Consider the following 25345-nt stretch of genomic DNA (forward strand, 5'->3'; position numbering starts at 1 on the left):
CTAAAATATATTTGTCGCAGGCGCTTTTTTGGGTTTGTTCACTGTTAAAAAACAGCCGCGGTCTAAAAGACCGCGGCCATGTTTTACAATACGTTAAAATACTTCGCTTCAGGATGTGCAAAAACAAGGGCTGTAACAGAAGCTTCTGGTTCCATCATGAAACCGTCTGTTAACTGAATGCCGATGTCTTCAGGTTTAATTAATTTAAACAGTTTTGCTTGGTCTTCAAGGTCTGGACATGCAGGATATCCGAATGAAAAACGCTGACCTTGGTATTTGGCTGAAAAACGCTCCGCCATTGTAAAATCAGGCGAATCGGGGAATCCCCAGCGGTCACGAATTTGCTGATGAACACGTTCTGCTAATCCTTCAGCTAGTTCAAGCGCAAGAGCTTGGAACACGTGACTCTTTAAAAACTCGCCGTTTTCTTTAAATTTCGCCGCGCGTTCGCGAATGCCCGTTCCTGCTGTTACAGAGAAGAAACATACATAGTCCATCTCGTTTTCTTTAGGCTTTGCAAAATCAGATAAGCACAGGAACTGTCCTTTTGCTTGTCGTGGGAAGGTAAAACGTTCAATTTCTGTTTTTTCATCAGCAGGATCATAAATAATTAAATCATTTCCGTCTGCTTGAGCAGGGAAGAACTGATAAATAACCGCTGGTTTAATTAAGTTTTCTTTTAGTGCCAGTTCGAGCAGGTCATCAACGGTTTCTTTTAATTGAACAGCACGCTCGTCTTTTTCAGCAAGCAGCTTATTCACTTTTCCTTTTAGTCCTAAGTGATGGCCTAAAAGCATCTGCCAGTTAATATACGGAAGAACCTGTGCCAAATCGTAGTGTTTGACAACGTGCCGCTTTAAATCAGCCGGTACAAAAACAGGAGCGTCCGTTGAAATAGCGGATCTTTCTAAAACAGCCGTAGCTGCTTGAGCGGTTTGAGGCTGGCGTTCTCGAACCGTTACTTTCTTTTCTTGCCGCGTTTTTAAATCCGCTAAAAGCTGAATAACTTCCTCTTTGTTCTGCAGTTTATTTGCTAACGCTAATCCGTCCATCGCATCTTTGGCGTAGAGGACCGCACCTTCATATTCCGGGGCAATTTTAAAGTCAGTAAATTTACGGGAAAGGGCAGCGCCTCCTACCATAATTGGAACATCAATGCTTGATTGTGTTAAGTCTTGTGCAGTCAAAACCATTTGCTGAGCTGATTTTACTAGAAGACCTGACAGGCCAATGATGTCTGGCTTTTCGTCTTTTACTGCTTCAATCAGCTGCTGCGGCGTTACTTTAATCCCTAAATCAATTACTTTAAAACCATTGTTGCTTAAAATGATGTCTACTAAGTTTTTACCGATATCATGCACGTCGCCTTTAACCGTTGCAAGAATCACTTTGCCTTTTCCAGAATCATTTTCAGTTGCTTCCATATGAGGTTCTAAAAAGGCAACGGATGCTTTCATAACTTCCGCACTTTGAAGCACTTCTGCTACAATCAACTGGTTGTCATTAAACAAACGTCCGACTTCCGCCATTCCCTCCATAAGCGGTCCGTTAATAATATCTAACGGATCATCATATTGAGCTAAAGCCTGTTCTAAATCAGGAAGCAATCCTTCTTTTGTACCTTCGACAATATACATTGCCAATCGTTCTTCGAGTGTTAACGTAGAAATTTCTACTTTTGCTTCTTTCTTTTTATCACGATAAAAGTCGGTAAACGTGCTTAGCGTTTCATCAGTTGTGTTAAATAATAACGCATTAGCAAGCTCAATTTCAGCTTCTGGAATAGAAGCATAGCGCTCTAATTTTTCGGTATTAACAATGGCATAATCGAGTCCAGCCTGCGTACAGTGATAAAGGTAAACGGCATTCAGTACTTCACGTCCGACTGGAGGAAGACCGAATGACACATTACTTACGCCAAGAATGGTCAGGCAATCAGGCAGGGCTTCTTTAATCATTTTAATTCCCTTAACTGTTTCTTCAGCAGAACCAATATATTGTTCATCACCGGTCCCTACAGGAAACACAAGAGGGTCAAAAATAATATCTTTTGGATTAAAGCCATGTTTTTCAACAAGCAAATCATGTGAGCGTTTAGCAATCTCTACTTTTCGTTCTGCAGTAACGGCCATGCCTGTTTCATCGATTGTACCGACAACCAGAGCTGCACCGAATTTTTTTACTAGCGGTAAGATTGCATCAAAACGCTCTTCACCATCTTCTAGGTTAATGGAGTTAATAATAACCTTACCTTGTGAGTACGTTAAAGCTTTTTCAATAACTTTCTCGTCGGTTGAATCGATTACAAGAGGAACCTTCACTTTTTTTACAACTTCTTGAATAAATTCCTCCATGTCTTCCATTTCTTCACGGTCTGGATCTGCTAAGCAAATATCGATAACGTGAGCACCATTTTTAACTTGAGCACGCGCAATTTCAGATGCTTCTTCAATTTTTCCTTCCGCAATCAGACGCTTGAACTTGCGAGAACCGATTACATTCGTACGTTCTCCCACAAAAAGAGGGCGCATAGAATCGTCATATACAAGTGGTTCAATACCGGTGACAGCATGGTTATGCTCGGAGCGATCAAGCGAACGAGGCGCAACCTCTTTTACCGCTTCAACCAGTGCTTTAATATGAGCAGGCGTTGTACCACAGCATCCGCCTACAAAGTTCAGCCAGCCTTTATCAGCAAACCCTTTAATTTTTTGAGCAAGCAGCTCAGGGGATTCATGATAATTGCCTTCTTCATCCGGAAGTCCAGCGTTTGGATAACAGCTAACTGCTGAAGTAGCTAGGTTTGAAAGAGAGCGAATATGATCTGTCATAAATTCAGGGCCTGTCGCGCAGTTAAGTCCGACTGAAAGAGGCTTCATGTGTTCCAGTGATAAGTAAAAAGATTCGATATCTTGACCAGCGAGAGTTGTTCCCATAGGCTCAATTGTTCCTGAAATCATAATCGGAACTTCTATTTTTAGTTTTTCAAACGCCGCTGTAATACCTAAAAATGCGGCTTTTACGTTCAGCATGTCTTGGCAGGTTTCGACTAGAAGTAAGTCAACGCCGCCGTCTAACAAACCCCGAACTTGCTCTTCGTACGATTCTACTAGCTCAGGGAATGTAATACCTCCGGTAACAGAGAGAGTTTTAGTGGTAGGACCGATAGCTCCAGCTACGAACCTAGGCCATTCGGGAGTTGAATATTTATCGCGGGCTGCACAAGCAAGCTTCACAGCTTCGATATTCAATTCATACGCCAAGTGGCCTAAATCGTATTCATCAAGTACGGTAGATGTTGAGCCAAACGTATTGGTTTCAATGATGTCAGCACCTGCTGCAAAGTACTCTTCATGAATGCGCTGAATCACATGAGGCGCTGTACGGGTCAAATATTCGTTACAGCCTTCATATTCTTCGCCGCCAAAATCTTCAGCGGTTAAATCAGCATCTTGAATCATCGTTCCCATTGCTCCATCGATGACGAGTATTCGCTTCTTTAGTTGTTGTTCGATAAGTGAGCTCATTTATATCTTCCTTTCTGATGTAACGAGTTGCTTGTCATGAATATAGCGTGTTAGAATTTCGGTCATTTCATAGCGCATAAACGGCGTAATTAAGTAAATACCGTCAAATAACTCATATGCTGTATCAATTAAGTTTTTTGCAATCGCAAGGCCTTCGACTTCGCCGCGAATCCGGTCATTTCCCGTTGCGTCCATGCGTTCTAGAATATCTTCTGATAATTTAATTCCAGGTACTTCATGGTGAATAAATCGAGCATTTCTTGCGCTTGTTAACGGCATGATCCCGATGTATACCGGTGTTGTTAAATGTTTGGTTGCTTCATATACCTCTTCAATTTGCTTAGTTGAATAGAGAGGTTGAGTAATGAAATAGTGAGCCCCGCAGTCGATTTTCTTTTCCAAACGCTGAACGGCTCGGTCTAAGTGACGCACGTTTGGGTTAAAGGCAGCTGCAATGGAAAAATTGGTTTTTTGACCAAGCGGTTTGCCGGAATAAGATAGTCCTTCATTAAACTGAGCAATTAAACTAATCAAGTCAAATGAAGATAAATCGTAGACCGAAGTGGCGCCAGGGAAATCGCCAACTTTTGACGGATCACCGGTAATTGCAAGCACTTGATTCATTCCTAACGTATGAAGTCCCATTAAATGAGACTGAAGTCCAATTAAATTTCGGTCGCGACAGGTAATATGAATAAGCGGTCGTGCTTTTGTTTCTTGCTGCATCAGTGTTGCCATTGCTAAGTTGCTGATGCGAGGTGAGGCTAGAGAATTATCAGCTAATGTAATAGCATCTACTCCGACTTTATCAAGTGCTTTTGCGCCTTCTAAAAATTTCGTCGGACCAAGCTGTTTAGGAGGATCTAGCTCAACGATAACCGAGCGGCGTTTCTTCACAATTTCGTGCATATGAGGTTTATCCTGCTGCTCACGCTCTTGAACCGTAACGGCTGGTCTCATTTTAACGACTTTGCTTGTAATCGGAGGCAGGTCTTTTAAAGCAGACGACATTGCGCGTACGTGAGCTGGTGTTGTACCGCAGCATCCTCCAATTAAGCGAACCCCTTGTTCGCGGAATAAACGCGCGCTTTCTACAAAGTAGTCTTCATTCGTTTCATATTCCAGCTTTCCTTCCACATACGCCGGAAGGCTGGCGTTAGGGTAAGCAGATAAGAAAGCACGATCGGGAAGCGGTACTTCTTCAAGAGACTGAATCATATGATAAGGACCTAAACGGCAGTTAAGTCCGACAACATCTGCTCCTAACTCTTCTAATTCTTTTAATGCATCTGCTAAAGGACGGCCATCTTGCAGTACGCCGATATCATGCAGGGAAACGTGGGTAATAATAGGCTTATCCGTTTCTTTTCTCGCCAGGGTAAGAACGGTCTTTAATTCTTCAAAATCATAGTATGTTTCAAATAAAAGGCCATCCACGCCTTCATTTAAAAGCCAAAACATTTGTTCACGAATGCTTCGCTTAACCTCTTCTAAACTAATAGCGTTTTTTTGGAAAGAACGAATTCCGCCGAGTGTACCAACTACGTAAGCCTGATCTTTTGCAGCTTGTTTCGCTAATTTTACACCAGCAACATTGATATCTTTGACTGAATCTTCTAATCCATAACGGGCAAGTTTTTGATAATTAGCAGCGTACGTATTTGTTTGAATAACGTTTGCACCAGCTTCTACATAGGCTCTGTGAATACGAGAAACCTCTTCTGGTTTGGTGATGTTTAGTTCTTCAAAGCAGCTGTCAATACCGTGTGAGTAAAGGAGGGTACCAGTGGCACCATCCCCAATTAAAATTTTAGACTTTAAATCTTCAAGTAACCCCATGTCAAAACCTCCTTAAATTGTTCCGCTTCTATTTCACGAGTGATTCGTTTTATGCAATATGCCGATAAAATAGAAAAAGTCTTCTTAAGAAGAAGACTTTTTTCGCCTTCTTATCTTCCAAGCAATAAATTGCTTGCTGGATTTAGCACCATGTCTCTAACGACTGGTTGCTGAGGTTTCAAAGGGCCAGTCCCTCCACCTCTCATGATAAGAATCAATTGTATATAATTGAAACATATTTTTTTAAATAGAAAGAATACTTATTTAATAATTTATCTGATTTTTAGAAATTATACAACAGTAAATTGTGAATTTCCAGCAAATATTGAGGAAAATTTAAAAGCTAAAGGGAAAATATCCGTATATTTTGTTTGAAAATGACTGTTATGTTAGGGGTTAAGGAGTTTTTTGTGAGAAATACAAAAAGAAAATGAAAAATAAAAAATAAACGAAAAGGCACCAGCGCTGGGAGATGCGTCGATTTATACGTAAAAAGGCTCGTCTTTTTTTTATCGCTTCTACATATAGTGAACTATGAAGGGTAGAAGGGTGATGGGCATGAAAAGGTGGAAACTCACGCTGCAGGTTGCTGCTACGTATGTAGGCACCGTTGTAGGAGCCGGTTTTGCAACAGGCAAGGAAATCGTTCAATTTTTTACACAGTACGGGGAACTTGGAATGGTTGGAATTTTGGTCAGCGGCTTGTTTTTTATTTGGCTAGGTTCGAAAATGATGCTGCTTTCGCACGCAATTGGGGCTTCTTCTTATCAGCAGCTTAATACATATTTATTTGGTGATGTGCTTGGAAAAGTTGTAAACGGTGTAATGATTGTCATTTTATTTGGAGTAACTTCAGTCATGCTAGCGAGTACGGGGGCAATAGGAAAAGAACAGTTCGGGCTGTGGCCTCCTGTTGGGATGATTTTTACAATTGTTTTAACTTATATATTTATCGCAAGGGGAATTAACGGTATTTTAATGGTTAATTCTCTTGTTGTCCCGATGATGCTTTCATTTGCTTTTATCATTTTTGTGCCAAATATCAGCTATTTCTCACTGATTCAAACGAAGCCGGATTTAACGCTCGTCACACAGTGGAAGTGGGCGGTTAGTCCCTTTTTATACATTTCCCTAAATCTAGCTTTGGCTCAGGCCGTTTTGGTTCCATTAGGAAGTTCCGTGAAAGATAGGAGCGTGATTAAAAAAGGGGCCGTAATAGGAGGATGCGTACTTACGTTTATGCTTGTTTCTACTCATCTTGCCCTTTCCAATTTGCCTTATTCATTTCAACTTGATATTCCGATGAGTGCCGTTGTTAAAAATATCTCAGCGTGGGTGAATGTTTTATTTACGGTAGTTGTGTTAGGCGAGATTTTTACTACATTGATTGGAAATGTATTTGGAATCGCTAAGCAGCTTCAGTCATTTCTTCCCTTGAATGATAAACAAGCTTTTGCGTTTATTATCTTGGCTTGCTTTATTATTGGACAATTCGGATATGCCCAGCTTCTTGGGCTTCTGTATCCAATATTTGGCTATATTGGACTAGCTTTTGTATGGATGCTATGTATTAAAAAAGAAAAAATAAGCTAAAAGCTGGATTTTAAAGAACAGATGTGAAAAAACGAAGTTAAATGATGTGACAAGTCGATTTTACTTTGCTATAATGTAAAACAAATAAGACTATAGCAGTCGAATATATTATCCTTCGGGGTCGGGTGTAAGTCCCAACCGGCGGTGATGAAGCGTATGCTTTTAAGCCCGTGACCCGTTTTCATACGATGTATGTTAGCGGTGGATCTAGTTAAAATCTAGAGCCGACAGTAAAAGTCTGGATGGGAGAAGGATCAGGAAGCACAGTTGTTTTTTTGTGTTGTATTAATAAGGGACAGGTTTGCCTTTTTTAAAGCTACCCTTGTTTTCATACACAAAACATAACTGTTTATTTCGTATACAATTAGCGGAATTTTGCATAGATAAAACTGATTCAGCTCAGCCGACCCCTTGGACATTTGTTCAAGGGGCTTTTTTATTTTCAGTGGTTGGGGGAAAGATAAATATGAAAAAAAAGCAGCTGCTATTTCAAAACGGCATAAGAAGTTGGAATAGCGCCAAAGCAGGTGAAGAAAATGTTCACAGGTATTATTGAAGAAATTGGGAAGATAAAACGTATTCAAAAGGCTACAGAAGCAATCGTTCTTACGATTGATGCGAAGACCGTGTTAGAAGATGTGAACTTAGGGGACAGTATTTCAGTTAACGGCGTTTGTTTAACCGTAACGGCTTACTCTCAAAATGAATTTACGGTCGACGTCATGCCGGAGACGATTAAAGCAAGTACCCTTCAGCTTCTAACTGTTGGATCACGTGTTAACTTAGAACGGGCGATGGCTGCAAATGGCCGGTTTGGGGGGCATTTCGTTAGCGGACACGTTGATGGAATTGGAACCATTGTAAGCAAAACACGTAAAGGAAATGCCTTTTATTACGAAATTCAAGTTGACCCTAAACTTCGTGAATTTATGATGTTAAAAGGATCTGTTTCTGTAGACGGAACAAGTCTTACTATTTTTGATGTCAGCAACCAATCATTTACTATTTCTCTTATTCCTCATACGGTGCTTCACACGGTAGTAGGAGACAAACAGCGAGGAGACAAGGTGAATATTGAATGCGATATGCTAGCTAAATATATGCATCAGATGATGACGAATAAGTCAACTCCCGGCGCCTCGAATCGTTCAGGTAATATGAAAGATTTATTGCAACAGCATGGTTTTACAAATTAACAGTGAGGTGAAAGAGATGTTTCATAAAGTAGAAGAAGCCATTGAAGAGTTAAAAAAGGGAAAAGTGGTTATTGTATGCGATGATGAAGATCGAGAAAACGAAGGAGATTTTATTGCATTAGCCGAAAAAACGACGCCTGAGGTTATTAACTTTATGGCTACTCATGGAAGAGGATTAATTTGTACACCTGTTAATGAAGAAATTGCGCATAAATTGAATCTTCACCCGATGGTAGCGAACAACACGGATGTACATGGAACAGCATTTACAGTAAGTATTGATCATATTTCAAGTACAACAGGTATCAGTGCATACGAACGCTCTGCTACCGTTATGGCTCTTGTAAATGAAGCAACGGTAGCAAGTGATTTTCAACGCCCAGGACATATTTTCCCATTGATTGCAAAAGACGGGGGCGTTCTGCAGCGTGCGGGTCATACAGAGGCTGCTGTTGATTTAGCAGTGTTAGCAGGAGGGAAACCTGCGGGTGTTATTTGTGAAATCATGAATGAAGATGGAACAATGGCACGCGTACCGGATTTAACAAAGATTGCAGAGCAATTTGATTTAAAAATGATCACAATAAAAGATTTGATTGCCTACCGCCGCAAACATGACCAGCTGATTAGCCGTGAAATAGAAGTGAGCTTACCTACGGCATTTGGTGATTTTAAGGCTGTAGGATATACAAATAAACTTGATAATAAAGAACATGTGGCTCTTATCAAAGGTGATATTGATCATAATAGCCCCGTTCTCGTTCGCGTTCACTCCGAGTGTTTGACTGGAGATGTGTTTGGCTCTGAGCGCTGTGACTGCGGTCCTCAGCTTCACGCGGCTCTTACGCAAATTGAAGAAGAAGGACGCGGCATTCTGCTGTATATGCGTCAAGAGGGCAGAGGCATTGGCTTGTTAAATAAGCTAAGAGCTTATAAGCTGCAGGAAGAAGGATACGATACCGTAGAAGCGAATGAAAAGCTCGGGTTTGCTGCGGATTTACGAGAGTATGGAATCGGTGCTCAAATCTTAAAAGACCTTGGAGTCAAACAAATGAAGCTTTTAACGAACAATCCTCGTAAAATTACTGGGCTAAAAGGCTACGATCTTGAAGTGGTAGAGCGAGTGCCTCTTCAAATGCCGGCAGTGGATGCCAATAAAAAATACTTAGATACAAAAGCTAAAAAACTAGGTCATTTATTACATTTATAAGTTTACACTTTTTTTCTTTATAACAAATGAAGCTAATTCATGAAAAGAAATGTAAATAACTATATATTACTACTAGCAGGAGGAACAAGAGATGAATCATTTATATGAAGGAAATTTAGTAGGCACAGGATTAAAAATCGGAATCGTGGTAGGGCGTTTTAATGAATTTATTACAGGCCGTTTACTTAGTGGAGCAGAAGATGCGCTCAAACGTCACGGTGTAGCTGATGAAGATGTAGACGTGGCTTGGGTGCCGGGCGCTTATGAAATTCCATTAATCGCTAAAAAATTAGCTGAATCTAAAAAATATGATGCGGTTATTACGCTAGGAACGGTTATTCGAGGAGCTACTCCACACTTCGATTTTGTATGTAATGAAGTGGCAAAAGGCGTTGCATCTCAAAGCTTACAAACAGGCGTGCCAATTATCTTTGGTGTATTAACAACTGAAACAATTGAGCAAGCAATTGAACGTGCAGGAACAAAAGCAGGAAATAAAGGATGGGAAGCTGCAGCATCAGCTATCGAAATGGCTAACCTTTCAAAAATGATTGAAGGATAATAGATACCATTCCATTTTTTGTGAGTTGAAGAGTTAAAAGAGGCTAAAACAAAAGTATGTTAGTTGGAAGATCCGAACGATGAATCGTTCGGATTTTTTCATTAGTAGGGTGAACGTAGGTTTCATGTATATAGTGGCTTCTAACTGTAGATTAAAGGGTAAGGCAAAGACTCCTGAGGGAAAAGCGGAAGAAGTGTGACCTCGCAGAAGCGTAAGCGACGAGGAGGCTCGGCGTCCGCCTGCGGAAAGCGAAGACTTGCGCAGAAATCAACTGCAGTGCAGCAAGCGATCCATACTATCTCATGTCTCCCGTTTGTTCGTCTTTAGATTGGATTGATGTAGTATGTCTCAATCTCTTTTGAATAGAAGTTAGCCATGTATAATTTGGCTAAAACGTCTTACTCTAAGTAATAATTAGGTCGTAAAAGGGAGACGTCTATGCCTCATTATACTGCTTTTTTTGCATTGATTATTATTAGCACAGCCGTTTTGCTTGCAGTATTCATACGTAAAAAGGATAAAAAGCTAGTCGTTTTGCTTTTTTTTATCATTGGAATGGCTTATGTACTAGAGTATGTTGTATTTGTGCTGTTTGAAAGTTACGAGTACGATCCTGATTTTATGACCAATGAATATTTTGATAATTTGTTTGGGTCCTTAACTTCTCAAACGTTTGCTTTTCCAATCATGGCTACGGTGGTAGCTGCTTATCAATTAAAATTTCGCTATATTTTAATCATTTCAGCTATGTTTATGGGGATTGAAGAATTATTTTTACACTGGGATATTTATACACATCACTGGTGGAAAACAATTTATACAGGCGTTTTAATGACCATCGGCTTTAGTATTTCAAAGATTTGGTATGTATGGCTAACAGAACGTTACATGACATTTGTGCATTACGCTACATTTTTTCTCGGAATGCTCGCCATTACTTCTACTATTATGTTTATGCTGTTAGCATATTTTCATAATAATTGGTTTTATACGGGATGGTTTGCATCGGCTACTCATGATTCCGTAAACGCAACAATGATTTATGTTTGTATAGTTACAATTCTCCTTGTTTGGAGTGTAGTCAACGAATTTTTTATTGGAGCTGGAATGATTATAGCAGGGCTGCGTATAGTAGATATTTTGCTGATTCACTATGGGGTTTTGCTGGTATCTATTACCACTTCACTTGTTTTTTTTACGCTTTTACAAGCGGGTATATTCATTCTGAGCGTTATGCTTCAACATTTTATTATGAAAAATTGTTATGGCACGAGTAAAAAAGACATTGCGTTTCCAGCGAAGAACTACTAAGATAATACGTAACTCAAATAGTTTAGTTCAATAATGTTTGAAACAAAGAAAAATGAATTGACGGTTATGCGTATTATTTGTAAGATAGGAAAGCAAATAATAGAAAGCCGAAACAGGGGAGTGAAGGATTCGTGAAAGAGTCCTTTTTTGTAGAAAAGGTACTTAATAATAACGTATTAATTGCTAAACACCTTACCTATGATGAAGTTGTGCTAATTGGGAAAGGAATAGGGTTCAATAAGAAAAAAGGCGATGAAATCGATGCAAAAGCCGTGGAGAAAATGTTTTTGTTAAAGAGTGAAGAAGAGCAAGAACAGTACAAGCAGCTTTTAGCTCAGGTGGATGAAGATGTAATTGAAATGATGAATGATATTGTAACGCACATTCAAAAACGCGTTAATATTCCTTTGAATGAGCATATACACATTTCATTGACGGATCATATTGCGTTTGCGATAAAACGTTTTCAGCAGGGAATGGGACTTAAAAATCCATTTTTACTTGAAACAAAAGCTTTATATCCAGAGGAATATACGATCGCATCTGAAGTAGTAGAAATTATTAGTCGCAAAATAGGCGTTCAGCTTCCGGTAGGAGAGATTGGATTTATTGCGCTTCATATCCATAGTGCGCTGACTGAAAAAAACCTGCTGGAAGTGAATCAAGACTCGCAGCTTATTCAAACAATTATTAATGTGATTGAAGAATCGCTTCATCTGCAGGTAGATAAAGAATCTGTGCACTATATGAGATTGATTCGTCATTTGCATTTTGCTATTGATCGAGTAAAAACAGGAGAAAAAATAGAAGAGCCAAAAAAAATCGCTTTGCTATTGAAAGAAGAATATCCCCTGTGTTACAATGTGTCTTGGAAAGTGATAAAAGTAATGCAGCAAGCGTTACATTTACCTGTGTATGAAGCAGAAGCAGTTTACTTAACGATGCATCTGCAGCGACTTATAACAAAAACGGATTTATAAAATCATTTCAATACGTGTTACTGATACGATCAGGCATGAGTGAGAAATGAAGCGATGTGTAATTGGATGAGTGTATCCATTTATCGTTTCTTTTTCCTCATGCCTTTTTTTGTTATAAGAAAGCGCAATCATTGAAAGCTTCGCCTCAGGACACCAGGAGATGTAATGAGTTTTCTAGTTAAAGAAAGCGTTTTATGAAAGCGCGTTAATGATTCACGTATCAAATAAATAGCTTGTTGCACACTAAATATATAAAAGGAGGTAAGCGCCGTGTTTAAAAAACTTTTTGGAGTATTACAAAAAGTCGGAAAAGCGCTTATGTTACCGGTTGCGATTTTACCGGCAGCAGGGATTTTACTTGGAGTAGGGACAGCGCTTCAAAACCCTACATTGTTGGATGCAGTACCGGCACTTGGTGCAGACTGGGTTCAATTGGTTTCAAATGTTTTGTCGCAAGCGGGTCAAATTGTATTTGACAACTTATCGCTATTGTTTGCCGTTGGTGTTGCCGTTGGTTTAGCCGGTGGTGACGGTGTAGCAGGTATTGCTGCAATCGTAGGCTACTTAATTATGAACAAAACGATGAGCACAATCTTAGTTGCTACAGGACAACTAGATCCTGACAAAATGGGTGCCAATCCAGCTTACACTAGCATCTTAGGAATTCCTACGTTAGCTACAGGTGTATTTGGGGGTATCATAGTAGGTATTTTAGCTTCATCCATGTATAATCGTTATTTCAATATTGAATTACCATCTTATTTAGGGTTCTTTGCAGGAAAACGATTTGTACCAATCATTACTGGGGTATTTTCAATTATTTTAGGTGTTATTATGATTTTCATTTGGCCGCCAATTCAAAGTGGATTAAATGCTTTCTCTACTAACATGATTGATGCAAACCCAACTTTATCAGCGTTTGTATTTGGATTGATTGAACGTTCATTAATTCCATTTGGACTTCATCACATCTTCTACTCTCCGTTCTGGTTTGAGTTTGGTGATTACGTTAATAAAGCAGGTCAGCATATTCACGGTGACCAAAAGATTTTCTTTGCTCAATTAGCAGATGGCGTGCCTTTAACAGCAGGAACATTCCAAGTTGGTAAATTCCCGTTCATGATGTTCGGATTGCCAGCAGCCGCTCTTGCGATTTATCATGAAGCTCGTCCTGAAAACAAAAAATATGTGGCTGGTATCATGGGTTCAGCTGCTTTAACATCTTTCTTAACGGGTATTACAGAGCCGCTTGAGTTCTCATTCTTATTCGTAGCGCCAGTATTATTTGCAATTCACGCAGTATTTGCTGGTTTATCATTTATGGTTATGCAGTTATTACATGTTAAAATCGGTATGACATTCTCGGGTGGGGTTATCGATTACGTTCTATTTGGAGTTATGCAAAATCGTACAGCATGGTGGCTAGTTATTCCAGTAGGTTTAGTTCTAGCAGTTATCTACTACTTCGGTTTCCGCTTTGCAATCCGTAAATTTAACTTAAAAACACCGGGTCGTGAAGATAAAGAAGAAGGAGAAGAAGATGTAAAAGTAGAAGCAGCAGAGCTTCCGACAAATATTTTAGCTGCACTTGGCGGTAGAGAAAACATTACACATTTAGATGCTTGTATTACGCGTTTGCGTGTATCAGTAGATGATGTAGGTAACGTTGATAAAAACCGTTTGAAAAAACTTGGAGCAGCTGGTGTTCTTGAAGTTGGTAACAATATTCAAGCTATTTTCGGTCCAAAATCTGACACGTTAAAAGGTCAAATTCAAGACATTATGAATGGCAAAACACCGGTTGTCACAAAAGAAGAGACAAAAACAATTGAAAAACCTGTTGCAACATCTGAAGTAGGAAGCGATAATGGTAATGATATTGTTTCACCGATTGAGGGAGAATTGGTACCTTTATCGGAAGTACCAGATCAGGTATTTTCACAAAAATTAATGGGTGACGGTTTTGCAATTATTCCGAAAACAGGCACAGTAGTTGCACCAGTGGACGGAAAAATAGTAAACTTATTCCCGACGAAACATGCTTTAGGTATTGAATCAACGACTGGACGTGAAATTTTAATTCACGTTGGTATTGATACAGTTAATTTAAAAGGCGAAGGTTTTGAAGCTTTAGTTGCCCAAGGCGATGAAGTGAAAAAAGGACAGCCTCTATTGAAAATTGATTTAGACTTTGTAAAAGAAAATGCGCCATCGACGATTACGCCGATCATTTTCACGAATTTACAAGCTGATGAAAAAATTGATATCTTAAAGCAGGGCCAAGTTTCTCAACAAGAAGCAAATATTATTAACATTTCAAAGTAAAAAGGAGATTGATTTAACATGGCACAAAAAACATTTACAGTAACAGCAGACTCAGGAATTCACGCACGTCCAGCAACAACTTTAGTACAAGCAGCAAGCAAATTTGATTCTGATATCAACTTAGAATTCAACGGTAAAACTGTAAACTTAAAATCAATCATGGGCGTTATGTCTTTAGGTATTCAAAAAGGCGCTACAATCACTATCTCTGCAGAAGGTTCTGATGAAGCAGATGCACTTGCTGCTCTTGAAGATACAATGAGCAAAGAAGGATTAGGCGAATAATGACAAAGGAAATTCAAGGCATTGCCGCTTCTAGCGGCATTGCTATTGCTAAAGCATTTCGTCTAGAAAATCCAGAATTAACCGTTGAAAAAAAATCAGTAACCGAAGTTGAAGCAGAAGTAGCACGTCTAGAAGCTGCACTAGAAAAATCAAAATCAGAACTTGAAATTATTAGAGAGCACGCTCGTAAAGAACTTGGAGATGACAAAGCAGAAATCTTTGAAGCTCACTTATTAGTTCTAAGCGATCCTGAACTTATTAATCCAATTAAAGATAAAATTACAAATGAAAATGTAAACGCTGAACATGCACTTGATGAAGTAGCGGCAATGTTTATTAATATGTTTGAGTCAATGGACAATGAATATATGAAAGAACGTGCTGCTGATATCCGCGACGTAACAAAGCGTGTATTAGCTCATCTTTTAGGTGTAAACGTTTCAAATCCAAGCTTAATCTCAGAAGAAGTTGTCATTATCGCAGAAGATTTGACGCCGTCTGATACAGCACAGTTAAATCGTAAGTTCGTAAAAGGATTTACAACAGATATTGGCGGACGTACTTCTCACTCAGCAATTATGGCGCGTTCAATGGAGATCCCAGCTGTTGTAGGTACAAAAACAGTTATGGAAGATATTCAAAACGGCGTATTAGTAATTGTTGATGGTTTAGATGGCGAAGTTATCGTTGATCCAAGCGAAGAAACAGTAAAAGCTTACGAGAAAAAAGCCGCTGAGTATGCAGAACAAAAAGCTGAATGGGCTAAGCTTGTAAATGAAAAAACGGTTTCAGCTGATGATCATCACGTTGAACTTGCAGCTAACATTGGTACACCGGAAGATGTAAAAGGCGTATTAGAAAACGGCGGCGAAGGCGTTGGTCTTTATCGTACAGAATTCTTATATATGGGCCGCGAAGAGCTTCCGACGGAAGAAGAGCAGTTTACTTCTTATAAAACAGTTCTTGAACGTATGGAAGGCAAACCAGTGGTTGTTCGTACTCTTGACATTGGTGGAGATAAAGAGCTTCCTTATTTAAATCTACCAAAAGAAATGAACCCATTCTTAGGATTCCGTGCCATTCGCTTATGTCTAGAGATGCAAGACATGTTCCGTACACAGCTTCGTGCGCTTCTGCGTGCAAGCGTATACGGTAATCTGAAAATTATGTTTCCTATGATTGCTACTGTTGATGAGTTCCGTCAAGCAAAAGCTATTCTTTTAGAAGAAAAAGCAAAACTTCAACAAGAAGGCGTACAAGTTTCGGAAGACATCGAAGTAGGGATGATGGTAGAGATTCCTTCTTCAGCGGTAATCGCAGATTTATTTGCTAAAGAAGTAGATTTCTTCTCTATCGGAACAAACGATTTAATTCAATACACGCTTGCTGCTGACCGCATGAATGAGCGCGTGTCTTATTTATATCAACCGTATAACCCAGCGATTCTTCGCTTAGTGAATATGGTAATCAAAGCGGCTCACAAAGAAGGTAAGTGGGTAGGCATGTGCGGAGAGATGGCAGGAGATGAGATTGCAATTCCAATTCTTTTAGGCTTAGGCTTAGATGAATTCTCAATGAGTGCAACATCTATCCTGAAAGCTCGTTCTCAAATCCGTCAATTATCAAAAGCTGATATCGAACCTCATTTAGATACAATTCTATCAATGTCTTCTACAGAAGAAGTTATTGAGTTCGTAAAATCAACTTTTCATATTGGATAATAAAAAGGTGTGATCATATATGATCACACCTTTTTTTATCTTTTAAGCGAAAATAGTAGGCAGAAGCATATTTGCGAACAGCATTGTAAGAAGTGCTGCTACGATCATGCCAAGGCTAGAAAAAGTACCTTCAATTTTTCCAAATTCAAAAGCTCTTGCTGTACCTGTCCCATGAGAAGCTACTCCTAAAAGAAGACCTCTTGCTAAAGAAGAGTGCAGTGCGAGGAGCTTAATTAGTTTTGGCGCAACCATACATCCTACTACACCGGTTATAATCACAAACATGATGGTAATATTCGGATCGCCTCCTAGCGTCTGAGATACATTAACGGCAATAGGAATCGTAACCGATCTTGGGATCAAGCTATGAACCAGCGTTGATTGTAAATGAAACACTAATGCTAATAGCATGGAAGAAATCATGGCAGCAAACGTTCCAAGCCCTACGCTTAAGCTGATTTCAACACGATGTTTTTTGAGTAAATCAAAATATTTAAACATAGGAACAGCAAAAGCAACGGTTGCTGGTCCAAGCATAAAGCTAATCGCACTGGCACCTTGCTTATAATGATCATAAGAGCCATTCGTTACTAATAAGATGCCAATTAAAAGAATGGGGGCTAGTAAAATAGGGGAAACTAGCATAGACTTATATTTTTTATAGAGCACTTTTGTGCCGATATAAACGAGCAGTGTAAGCGGAAGAGCAATCCATGTGAGTAATGTCATTTTAGCGAACCTTCCTTTCTTCTTGAAATATGTTCTGCAATGATTCCTGTTATAGACATCACAATAATCGTACTGATTGTGATAATAATCACAATCTGGATTCCAAAATGCATCAATACATCTCCATAATTGATGAGTCCAACGACGGCTGGTATGAAAAATAATAATAGTTCTCCCACTAACAGTGTTCCACCTTGTTCAACCCAGCTTAATTTAATTACTTTAAAATACAGTAAGAAAAACAGTAAGAAAAATCCGATGATACTACCTGGCACTGGGAGGTCAAACCACTGTGAAATACTTTCTCCTATTAAAAACAGAGCCGTTAGTAATAAAATCTGTAAAATCACCATAATCAATTTCATGATTAGCCTCCTTTATTTATGTTTTTATTCATTCATTCATTCCTAGTTTGTTGAGACAATAATGGAGTCGTCTATGCTGAAAAGACGACTCCATCATGGGAAAAGAGAAACTATTTGGATTTTGCAAATGGGGATACAACTTAAGTAAATGAATGCTACACACTTATCTTACAAAAAAACGACTATAATATGAAATATATAATAACTATGATAACTATTCTTTTTAGTTATAGTTGTAAGAAATCTCTTTACAAATGCGTTGGTAACCTTTTCAAAAAAGAGTTTGTGAAATATAAGGTCTAATTATTTAATAAAAGGCAATCAAAAAAAGAGATGGAGACATGCCTGCATTCATTCAATCTAAAGACGAACCGATTGGATAAATGATTTAGTGTGAATGACTTGTTACATTGCTACATATATGAAACCTACGTTCACCGCCATGAAAAAATCCGAATGAGTTTGATTCTCCATCAGACTCGTTCGGATTTTTAATAAAACTACTTTTGTCTCAGCTTTGTTAAACTGTACTTTTAATATAATCAATAAAAGCCTGTGTAGCATAAGAGATATAGCGATCTTTTTTAACGATTAAAGCAATTTCCCATGGAATAGCATTCTCGAGATTAATTACTTTCATATGCTCCAAATCAAGCTTTTCACATAATGAATAAGGGAAAAGAGCAATGCCGAGATTAGCAGCGACCAGCTCTCCAATGAAGTCCCACTGAGAGCTTTTAAAAGCAATATTAGGCGTAAATCCATTTTTTAAACATTCGTTATAGACCATTTCATGCATGGTGAAGTCTTCATGAAAGGAAATAAGCGTTTCGTCTTTTAACTCTTTTAATGAAATCGTAGAATGCTGAGCCAACGGATGAGATTTATGCACAACAAGCTGCAGCGTTTCTCGGGCTAAAGGAGTCGTAAAAAACATATTTTCATCAACTGGAAGTAAAACTACCCCCACATCCACTTCTCCTTGTTCCACAAATTTTTGCATTCGTTTAGCGCCATATTCCACTAATTGAATATCAATCTCAGGGTATTGCTCTCGAAATGCTTTAATAATAGTAGGAAAAAACAATGTACCAATAATAGGGGGAATGCCTATTTTGATGGTTCCTCTTTTTAAATGCATTAAATCATAGAGGGAATCCGATAAATCTCGGAGAGAAGATAAAATGCTTTCAGCTTGCTCGTACACAATCATTCCTGCATCGGTAAGCTGCACTTGTTTGCCAGCGCGATCAAACAAAGGTGTGCCGAGCTCTTCTTCTAATGATTTAACCATTTTACTGAGGGAAGGTTGAGAAATATGCAGCGCTTCAGAAGCTCTTGTGAAATTTTTATGTTTAGCCACTTCTGTTAAGTAATGCAAATGGCGAACATCCATTTTGTATACCTCCGTGTTCATACATGCTAATTAATAAGATACACACATTCTACCACATTCATAAACAGCTCTATACCTTTCTTTCATATCAACTGAAATGATCAGTAGAAGAGGTAGTGAATACGAAAGAAATTGCCAACAATATATATTTACACATTGTTTATTTTAGAAGTATAATATATAAATCAGTAGAACGGTTACATATCGATCACAGAATCAATCAATAAGGTGGTTAGAACGGTTGAGTAAAGCAGATGAAATAAGAGATATCGTTTATATTAATGGCCATGTAAATAAAAAATGCTTTATTACATATGGAATTGAATTTAAAGAGTTTTATCATTCCCTTCCTACGCCGCTTGCAAATATATTATTGTTAAAGCACGGTTTTGAAGACAGTGATTACCATTACCAAACCCATATGGACTACGTAGAAGAAGAACAAATTCATCTTTTAGCAGAGGATGATGTTTATAATTATGGCGATTTTTGTTGGATTGATTTTGAGGATATATCTTCGTTGGATTTGTTAGAACCTCAAGATATTGCAGCTCTGCTGTATTTAGGTCATTTAAAAAAACCGCTCAATTCGCCATTTAATAATAAACTGGGTAATCAATTTGTTTATTTAGCTCATGATGATGGATTTTATAACAAAATCTATTTTCGAGACGTGTATGATATGAAGCATATTTTAAGCCGAATCATTCCGTTAAAAATGTCAGAAATTAAGCAAAAAAGATTTGTATTTAGAAGGAAGAAGTTAGAATATCCGATTTTGCCGCTTGTTTTGGCCAATACTCTTCTTACTTTAACAAATGACGGTTTGTTTATTGATTTCGAACATATGGTGCAATCCCGTAAAGATATTAAAATTCCTTTGTATACAATCGGTGATTTTGACGATATGAATGAAATGTATAATGATCGGTTTGAGCACAAAGAGATGAGTAAATTGCAGGCGCATCTTGTTCTGACTCATAAAGAATTAGAGTGGAGCATTGAAGAAGTTCAATAATCTAAAAAGAGGCTGGGCTAAAATACTTTTGTCTCAGCCTCTTTTTGAATAGCCTTATAAAATGGATTTTTCCATTCCATTAGTACGGCGTAGTTGTGTGAATCTTCATCTTCAATATAATTTGCTGCAAGGCCAATAGGCGTTCTGCCACAGCGCATCAAAAAGGTCATAACGGGATCGTAGAGAGTTCCAGCTGATACAAGGTTCATGTATTCAACGGGCGTGTACAAGGAAGACACTGGTGCGTATCCAGGGATGCGGCACCCGCCGAGCAGCCTTTCTAACTTGTAATGAATCACAACTTCATATAAAGACTGCAAAAGCAGTTTCCCGAGCCCCATCGATCGATGCGAAGGAGTGACGCACACGTCTACTACATAAAGCGTATTACCAGAAGGGTCGTGCGTATGAATATATCCGCTTCCTGTTACTTCATCCCAGGTGTGAGCCGCATTTCCTTCCACTGAAACAATCGCGCTTGTGATAGATCCGCATATTGTCCCGTCTATCTCCACGCATAGCGCTCCATCCGGAAAAAGGGAAACATGGTTATTTAACTGATCTTTGCTCCATAATAATTCCGAAGGGAAAGGAGGGGGAAAACTTTCTTCTTGAATCCGAATCAACTCATCGAAGTCATTCGATGTATATGATCGTACCGTACATATTACAGGCTTATTTTGATGAAAGACAAAGCATTGCTTTTTATACACTGCTTTTTTGCCTCCTTTAAGAAATAATTTTCAGATAATTAAGTATACCATATGGAGAAAAGAAATTATTTCATATTTATTGAAGAATTTGACGAGAACGTGATAAAGTTAAAAAGATTCGAACTATTAGACGAGGTGAAAGAAATGGATGTTGAATTAAAAGGAAAAACAGCCCTTGTATTTGCAGCCAGCCAAGGGCTTGGCAAAGCGATTGCTGCCAGGCTCGCAGAAGAAGGCGCAAACGTTATGATTGCAAGTCGCTCAGAAGAGAAACTAGCCCAAGTAGCGGAAGAGATTTCATATCTTGGAAGCGGACAAGTGTTACATAAAACGGCAGATGTCACAAAAACTGAAGACATTCAAGATGTTATTCAATATACAGTAGATACGTTTGGAACTATTGATATTTTAATTAATAATACAGGAGGTCCTAAAGCTGGGAACTTCCTTTCGTTAACAGATGATGATTGGAAGCATGCATTTGAATTAAATCTCCTCAGCTATATTCGTATTATTCGTGAGGTAGTGCCCGTTATGAAAAAGAGCGGAGGGCGTATTGTCAATATTGCTTCTTCTTCCATTAAAGAGCCAATTGCTGGACTTATTCTGTCAAATACCTTCCGTACAGGAATCGTGGGACTTACCAAAACACTTGCTTCAGAACTAGCGGAAGACGGTATCTTAATTAACACGGTTGCACCAGGAAGAATTGCAACAGACCGAGTGAAAGAGCTAGATACCATTCGTGCTGAAAAATTGGGAGTAGACGTTTCAGAAATTGAAGAAGAGATGAGAAACCAAATTCCTCTTAAGCGCTACGGTCAGCCTGAAGAGTTTGCTAAAGCCGTTGCTTTCTTGGTCTCAGGAGCGAATTCATATATGACAGGCCAGTCATTTCTAATCGACGGAGGCATGGTAAAGTCCATTTAGTTACATAGAAAAACCCTGCAGCTGCAGGGTTTTTTGTTAAATCCAAGTTGTAACTTGGTCCAATGGTAAACGATCGCTAGCATGTGCTTCTTTAGCCGCTTTTCCAACTGAAATAAGCATAACCGGAATGTATCGATCCTCAATTTTAAATTCTTCTACAAATTTTTGAGCGTTAAATCCGCCCATTGAGCAAGTGTCTAATCCTTTTGCTTTTGCTGCAAGCATGAATGTCATAGATGCAAGTGAAGCATTCGTAAACGCTGCATCGCGGGCAAAAGCACCGTTTTTATAAGCGCCGTTAATTTGTCCCGACAAAATATTTTTTACGTCTTCTGTCATGTGACCTGCTTCAACTAGCGGATTGTACACGTCATCTACATTTTTATTGGCTTCTAAATCACCTAAGACAGCTACTACAGCGCCTGCTTCTGTAATTTGTTTTTGGTTGTAAGCAATTGGAAGTAGACGTTCTTTCGCATCTTGGTCTGTAATAACAACGAAATGCCAGTGCTGTAAGTTCCAAGCTGATGGTGACTTCACTGTTGCTTCTAAAAGTTCCGTTAATTCTTCTTTGCTTAATTTAGCTGAAGAGTCATATTCTCGAATCGATGTACGTTCATTTACCACATCAAAAAAATCTTTTGTCATAATAAAAACCTCCGTTAAAAGTATGTATTTCTTTAGTCAATCGATGCACATTTTATAATGATACACTATTGAAGTCAATTTATATGCTTTTAGTATACCCACTCTTATGTGCGGTCACTCGCCAAAGAAATGCATACACTTCTTACCATCGGTTTAACGTGATTGACGAGATGTAAGATAAGCTTCAATTCGATCACAGGCTTCACGCAGCGTGTTCATGGAATACGCATACGATAGGCGTACATATCCTTCACCATGGGAAGAAAAAGCGCTGCCGGGTACTAGTGCAACACCCGCTTCTTTGACTAGCTCCAGGGCAAAATCAAATGAATTACTGTGGAAGTTCTGAATAGAAGGGAAGATATAAAAAGCACCAGTCGGCTTTTCTACGTCAAATCCCATGTTTACTAGTCGGTCATAAACATAATTCAGTCTTTGTTCGTATTCTTTTTTCATATCTACCGCATCGTTTTTACCTGCTGTCAGTGCCTCGAGTGCAGCTGCTTGAGAGACAGAAGAAGCACAGCTCACGTTGTATTGATGAACTTTTAAAATATGTTTGGCTAAATAAGAAGGAGCAAATAAAAGGCCAATTCGCCAGCCAGTCATGGAATGAGACTTTGATACTCCATTAATAACAATTGTTTTCTCTCTCATAGATGAAATGGAGGCAATGGACTGGTGTTTTTTATCAAAAACGAGCTCGCTGTATATTTCATCAGATAGCACAAAAATATTTTTATCGCTTAAAAGAGCAGCAATTTCTTCTAATTCTTGCTGTGACAACGTCACGCCTGTAGGATTAGAGGGATAAGGTAAGATGACGCATCGTGTTTTTGATGTCAAATGCTGCTGGATTAAATCCGCTGTTAGTCGAAATCCTGTTTCGGTTGTATCAATATGTACAGGTTTAGCGCCGTTTAACCGGATAAGCGGTTCGTATCCTGGGTAAACAGGTCCAGGTAAAATAACTTCGGAATCTTCTTCTAAAATGGTGCGAAGAGCAATATCAATTGCTTGACTAGCTCCAATGGTTACAATAACTTCATCAGCTGGGTTATAGTGCAAGTCATATTTTTCTTTGACAAATTGAGCTGCTGCCTCGCGTAGTTCTATTGTTCCAGCATTGTGGGTATAAGAAGTTTGATTATCATCAATTGCAGATTTTGCCGCTTCTTTTACATGTTGTGGTGTTAAGAAGTCAGGTTGTCCAATTGTGAGAGATAAAACATCTTGATAGTGTGAGACCATATTATAAAATGTACGTATTCCTGATAATTCAATTTCTTTGACACGTTTATTGATTAAGTGCTCCATGGGTTCAAATCCTTCCGCGTATTTTCAACTCATTTTATCACAATGAAATTAGGTAAAAAACCACTATTTGCGCATTTTGCAAATAGTGGTTTTAAGTTAGGTGTTATATAGCTTATTAAAAGCAGTTGTTAGTTCATAAAATTGTTCTTCGTCTCTGTTATCTAACGCATCGTCGATAAGAGATTTCAAATGCTGTTTATTAAAGTTTGTACTCATAGTCGTCAAAATACGATTGGCTTCTTTCGCGTAATAGTGTTGGTAAGGTGTGTACTGAGATGAGTGAGGGTAGTGATTCATATTTTTTCGATAAGAACTCATAACATAAACCTCCTTTTTTAAAATAAAACGCAGCTTCTATTACTTGAAATGTACCCTTTCTATATAGTTGTTAACCCTGTTTTTAGCTGCGAATGTGCTAAGGTATGTGTTAGGAAATCAGAGGTTCCTTGCTTCACGTTCGATTCTAGATTCAAAGAAATAAGCGTATAAAAAGACCTGCATATATATGCAGGTCTTGTATATTAGTCAGTGTGTATTTGGCCTTCACGCCAATAAACGGGGGAAACGTAGCCAAAATCAACTTCATGATCGTCCAATGTTACAACGCAGTGATCAGAGCCTTCTTGTTCTTTAATATCTTGATATACAGCTTCTTCTACGTTTTCAATAATGGTCATTTCATTATCGTCATTAAAAAGAATGACGGAGCCTTTCATATTACGAACACCTTCTTTTAAGATTATTCATTCACTTTGTGTAGTATAAACCGTTTTGGCTGTAGAGTCCACAGCTATCTTCGATTTCTTGTTAAAAATTTGTGAACGGGCTTTTAGGAATGAATAAGAAAGCCTCTAAATAGAAGAGTAACCGACTTGTCTATTCTTTCTTGAAGAGCAATAGAGCCGGGTTGGTTGGTACACCAGTAGAGAAGTGTGCCAAAAAAATTAAGTATAGCAATAGAAGCCATTTCTTCGGCAGCGATATCGACTATAAGTTCACCTCGGTCTTGTCCTGTTTGAAAAACTTTTGTAAAATGAGCACGCATTTTTTCAATTTGAAGAATTTCAGATTGTTGAAAGGAACTGTTGGTGATAGCAATATGAAACCAAGAACGGATTAGGTGAGGGTTCGCTTCTTCGTTTGATTGTGCTAGTAATAAAAAGAGTTGTTTAACAATGGCAGCAGTTGATTCTTCTGTTTGAAGGAGCTGTTCTAATTTATAGGAGATACGGTTTGTGAAATTAATTCCAAGGTAGTGAAGAACTTCTTCTTTTGTTTTGAAGTAATTAAAGAATGTTCCCTTTGCTACACCCGCTTCATGCGTAATTTGAGACACAGTCGTTTTTTGATATCCCTGCTGTTGGAATAAAGAAATAGCTGCTTTTTGTATGCGTTTTTTTGTTTCTTCTTTTTGTAATCCTCTGTTCATAAATTACACCTCGTTTGAATAGGAGTAGTCGTTTGACTCAAGTTCATTAGCTAGTATAGAGAAGTAAAGTAGAGCAATTAAAAAACTGAGCAGAGGATGAGACGAAAGGGATCGACGCTCATGTTTTTATATAGTATATAATATTCTGTTAATTCGTAAAACAATATTTTGTGTATATGTTTCAGGGGAAAAGATAACAAAATAAGAAAGTTTTTCTTTACGGATATAAGAGGCGGTCACTATAATAGGAA

The 25345-nt window shown here is 38.5% G+C and carries 22 protein-coding genes and 2 riboswitches; of the genes, 11 read left to right on the top strand and 11 right to left on the bottom strand.

What is annotated here, in order from left to right:
• Nucleotides 1-83: 83 nt before the first annotated feature.
• The gene (gene metH, locus ACOZIR_RS15750; protein ID WP_328121327.1) at nt 84-3527 is read right to left on the bottom strand and encodes a methionine synthase; all 3444 of its coding nucleotides are present in this window, start codon (nt 3525-3527) and stop codon (nt 84-86) included.
• Nucleotides 3528-5366 (bottom strand): bifunctional homocysteine S-methyltransferase/methylenetetrahydrofolate reductase, encoded by a 1839-nt coding sequence (locus ACOZIR_RS15755; protein ID WP_045292773.1) that lies wholly within the window; start codon nt 5364-5366, stop codon nt 3528-3530.
• Between the two features lie 107 nt (nt 5367-5473).
• Nucleotides 5474-5580: riboswitch (SAM riboswitch) on the bottom strand.
• A gap of 344 nt (nt 5581-5924) precedes the next feature.
• Here ACOZIR_RS15755 and ACOZIR_RS15760 point away from each other — a divergent pair.
• The 9 genes from ACOZIR_RS15760 (at nt 5925) to ptsP (ending at nt 16549) form a co-directional block, all read left to right on the top strand.
• Nucleotides 5925-6959, top strand: a complete 1035-nt coding sequence (locus tag ACOZIR_RS15760; RefSeq protein ID WP_237758468.1) for an amino acid/polyamine transporter II — start codon at nt 5925-5927, stop codon at nt 6957-6959.
• A gap of 107 nt (nt 6960-7066) precedes the next feature.
• A riboswitch (FMN riboswitch) is annotated at nt 7067-7217 on the top strand.
• A gap of 278 nt (nt 7218-7495) precedes the next feature.
• Entirely contained in the window at nt 7496-8155 is a 660-nt protein-coding gene (gene ribE / locus ACOZIR_RS15765; protein WP_328121324.1) for a riboflavin synthase, read from the top strand.
• Between the two features lie 16 nt (nt 8156-8171).
• Entirely contained in the window at nt 8172-9365 is a 1194-nt protein-coding gene (locus ACOZIR_RS15770; RefSeq protein ID WP_045292767.1) for a bifunctional 3,4-dihydroxy-2-butanone-4-phosphate synthase/GTP cyclohydrolase II, read from the top strand.
• A 91-nt stretch (nt 9366-9456) separates the two neighbouring features.
• A complete protein-coding gene (ribE, locus tag ACOZIR_RS15775; RefSeq protein ID WP_013056007.1) occupies nt 9457-9927 on the top strand; it encodes a 6,7-dimethyl-8-ribityllumazine synthase in 471 nt (156 codons plus the stop codon).
• Between the two features lie 438 nt (nt 9928-10365).
• Nucleotides 10366-11238 (top strand): hypothetical protein, encoded by an 873-nt coding sequence (locus tag ACOZIR_RS15780; RefSeq protein WP_045292766.1) that lies wholly within the window; start codon nt 10366-10368, stop codon nt 11236-11238.
• Nucleotides 11239-11369: 131 nt separating this feature from the next.
• Entirely contained in the window at nt 11370-12218 is an 849-nt protein-coding gene (gene glcT, locus ACOZIR_RS15785) for a glucose PTS transporter transcription antiterminator GlcT (RefSeq protein WP_013056009.1), read from the top strand.
• Nucleotides 12219-12536: 318 nt separating this feature from the next.
• Nucleotides 12537-14543: a glucose-specific PTS transporter subunit IIBC gene (gene ptsG / locus ACOZIR_RS15790; RefSeq protein ID WP_375156303.1), complete on the top strand. Its 2007-nt coding sequence runs from the start codon at nt 12537-12539 to the stop codon at nt 14541-14543.
• A gap of 18 nt (nt 14544-14561) precedes the next feature.
• Complete coding sequence (locus ACOZIR_RS15795; RefSeq protein WP_013056011.1) at nt 14562-14828, top strand: phosphocarrier protein HPr; 267 nt, start codon at nt 14562-14564, stop codon at nt 14826-14828.
• Nucleotides 14828-16549: a phosphoenolpyruvate--protein phosphotransferase gene (gene ptsP / locus ACOZIR_RS15800; protein ID WP_045292764.1), complete on the top strand. Its 1722-nt coding sequence runs from the start codon at nt 14828-14830 to the stop codon at nt 16547-16549. Before ACOZIR_RS15795 ends, ptsP begins: the two co-directional genes overlap by 1 nt.
• A 42-nt stretch (nt 16550-16591) precedes the next feature.
• Here ptsP and ACOZIR_RS15805 read toward each other — a convergent pair whose 3' ends face one another.
• The 3 genes from ACOZIR_RS15805 to ACOZIR_RS15815 form a co-directional block, all read right to left on the bottom strand.
• Entirely contained in the window at nt 16592-17278 is a 687-nt protein-coding gene (locus ACOZIR_RS15805) for an LrgB family protein (RefSeq protein WP_045292763.1), read from the bottom strand.
• Complete coding sequence (locus tag ACOZIR_RS15810; RefSeq protein WP_013082263.1) at nt 17275-17643, bottom strand: CidA/LrgA family holin-like protein; 369 nt, start codon at nt 17641-17643, stop codon at nt 17275-17277. The genes ACOZIR_RS15805 and ACOZIR_RS15810 overlap by 4 nt, the downstream gene beginning before the upstream one ends.
• 520 nt (nt 17644-18163) lie before the next feature.
• Nucleotides 18164-19039 carry a LysR family transcriptional regulator gene (locus tag ACOZIR_RS15815; protein ID WP_045292761.1) on the bottom strand — a complete coding sequence of 292 codons (876 nt, stop codon included), beginning with the start codon at nt 19037-19039 and terminating at the stop codon, nt 18164-18166.
• A 241-nt stretch (nt 19040-19280) separates the two neighbouring features.
• Here ACOZIR_RS15815 and ACOZIR_RS15820 point away from each other — a divergent pair, with 241 nt between their 5' ends.
• Nucleotides 19281-20057 carry a hypothetical protein gene (locus tag ACOZIR_RS15820; RefSeq protein ID WP_045292759.1) on the top strand — a complete coding sequence of 259 codons (777 nt, stop codon included), beginning with the start codon at nt 19281-19283 and terminating at the stop codon, nt 20055-20057.
• 17 nt (nt 20058-20074) lie between these two features.
• Here ACOZIR_RS15820 and ACOZIR_RS15825 read toward each other — a convergent pair whose 3' ends face one another.
• Complete coding sequence (locus ACOZIR_RS15825) at nt 20075-20770, bottom strand: GNAT family N-acetyltransferase (RefSeq protein WP_328121318.1); 696 nt, start codon at nt 20768-20770, stop codon at nt 20075-20077.
• A 144-nt stretch (nt 20771-20914) separates the two neighbouring features.
• Between ACOZIR_RS15825 and ACOZIR_RS15830 the strand changes: the two genes are divergently transcribed.
• Nucleotides 20915-21700: an SDR family oxidoreductase gene (locus ACOZIR_RS15830; RefSeq protein ID WP_045292755.1), complete on the top strand. Its 786-nt coding sequence runs from the start codon at nt 20915-20917 to the stop codon at nt 21698-21700.
• A gap of 36 nt (nt 21701-21736) precedes the next feature.
• Here ACOZIR_RS15830 and ACOZIR_RS15835 read toward each other — a convergent pair whose 3' ends face one another.
• The 5 genes from ACOZIR_RS15835 to ACOZIR_RS15855 all read right to left on the bottom strand — a co-directional run bounded on the left by ACOZIR_RS15835 (nt 21737) and on the right by ACOZIR_RS15855 (nt 25094).
• On the bottom strand, nt 21737-22348 hold the full coding sequence (locus ACOZIR_RS15835; RefSeq protein ID WP_025749407.1) for a nitroreductase family protein: 612 nt from the start codon (nt 22346-22348) through the stop codon (nt 21737-21739).
• A gap of 153 nt (nt 22349-22501) precedes the next feature.
• Nucleotides 22502-23665: an aminotransferase A gene (locus tag ACOZIR_RS15840; protein ID WP_045292753.1), complete on the bottom strand. Its 1164-nt coding sequence runs from the start codon at nt 23663-23665 to the stop codon at nt 22502-22504.
• Nucleotides 23666-23761: 96 nt separating this feature from the next.
• Nucleotides 23762-23983 (bottom strand): IDEAL domain-containing protein, encoded by a 222-nt coding sequence (locus tag ACOZIR_RS15845; protein WP_045292751.1) that lies wholly within the window; start codon nt 23981-23983, stop codon nt 23762-23764.
• Nucleotides 23984-24186: 203 nt separating this feature from the next.
• Nucleotides 24187-24381, bottom strand: a complete 195-nt coding sequence (locus ACOZIR_RS15850) for a hypothetical protein (protein ID WP_013056022.1) — start codon at nt 24379-24381, stop codon at nt 24187-24189.
• Nucleotides 24382-24494: 113 nt separating this feature from the next.
• On the bottom strand, nt 24495-25094 hold the full coding sequence (locus ACOZIR_RS15855) for a TetR/AcrR family transcriptional regulator (protein ID WP_071276205.1): 600 nt from the start codon (nt 25092-25094) through the stop codon (nt 24495-24497).
• Nucleotides 25095-25345 lie beyond the last annotated feature (251 nt).

This window comes from Priestia sp. D3YE.R1 (genome assembly GCF_049199565.1).
Lineage (GTDB): Bacteria > Bacillota > Bacilli > Bacillales > Bacillaceae_H > Priestia > Priestia aryabhattai.

Excerpts from the sequence above, each read along its gene's own strand:
- ACOZIR_RS15830 (WP_045292755.1), top strand. The coding sequence starts at position 20,915 with ATGGATGTTGAATTAAAAGGAAAAACAGCCCTTGTATTTGCAGCCAGC.
- ACOZIR_RS15755 (WP_045292773.1), bottom strand. The coding sequence starts at position 5,366 with ATGGGGTTACTTGAAGATTTAAAGTCTAAAATTTTAATTGGGGATGGT.
- ACOZIR_RS15835 (WP_025749407.1), bottom strand. The coding sequence starts at position 22,348 with ATGACAAAAGATTTTTTTGATGTGGTAAATGAACGTACATCGATTCGA.
- ribE (WP_013056007.1), top strand. The coding sequence starts at position 9,457 with ATGAATCATTTATATGAAGGAAATTTAGTAGGCACAGGATTAAAAATC.
- ACOZIR_RS15760 (WP_237758468.1), top strand. The coding sequence starts at position 5,925 with ATGAAAAGGTGGAAACTCACGCTGCAGGTTGCTGCTACGTATGTAGGC.
- ACOZIR_RS15795 (WP_013056011.1), top strand. The coding sequence starts at position 14,562 with ATGGCACAAAAAACATTTACAGTAACAGCAGACTCAGGAATTCACGCA.
- ACOZIR_RS15845 (WP_045292751.1), bottom strand. The coding sequence starts at position 23,983 with ATGAGTTCTTATCGAAAAAATATGAATCACTACCCTCACTCATCTCAG.
- ACOZIR_RS15840 (WP_045292753.1), bottom strand. The coding sequence starts at position 23,665 with ATGGAGCACTTAATCAATAAACGTGTCAAAGAAATTGAATTATCAGGA.
- ptsG (WP_375156303.1), top strand. The coding sequence starts at position 12,537 with ATGTTACCGGTTGCGATTTTACCGGCAGCAGGGATTTTACTTGGAGTA.
- ptsP (WP_045292764.1), top strand. The coding sequence starts at position 14,828 with ATGACAAAGGAAATTCAAGGCATTGCCGCTTCTAGCGGCATTGCTATT.
- ACOZIR_RS15810 (WP_013082263.1), bottom strand. The coding sequence starts at position 17,643 with ATGAAATTGATTATGGTGATTTTACAGATTTTATTACTAACGGCTCTG.
- ribE (WP_328121324.1), top strand. The coding sequence starts at position 7,496 with ATGTTCACAGGTATTATTGAAGAAATTGGGAAGATAAAACGTATTCAA.
- metH (WP_328121327.1), bottom strand. The coding sequence starts at position 3,527 with ATGAGCTCACTTATCGAACAACAACTAAAGAAGCGAATACTCGTCATC.
- ACOZIR_RS15815 (WP_045292761.1), bottom strand. The coding sequence starts at position 19,039 with ATGGATGTTCGCCATTTGCATTACTTAACAGAAGTGGCTAAACATAAA.
- ACOZIR_RS15780 (WP_045292766.1), top strand. The coding sequence starts at position 10,366 with ATGCCTCATTATACTGCTTTTTTTGCATTGATTATTATTAGCACAGCC.
- ACOZIR_RS15805 (WP_045292763.1), bottom strand. The coding sequence starts at position 17,278 with ATGACATTACTCACATGGATTGCTCTTCCGCTTACACTGCTCGTTTAT.
- ACOZIR_RS15855 (WP_071276205.1), bottom strand. The coding sequence starts at position 25,094 with ATGAACAGAGGATTACAAAAAGAAGAAACAAAAAAACGCATACAAAAA.
- ACOZIR_RS15770 (WP_045292767.1), top strand. The coding sequence starts at position 8,172 with ATGTTTCATAAAGTAGAAGAAGCCATTGAAGAGTTAAAAAAGGGAAAA.
- ACOZIR_RS15850 (WP_013056022.1), bottom strand. The coding sequence starts at position 24,381 with ATGAAAGGCTCCGTCATTCTTTTTAATGACGATAATGAAATGACCATT.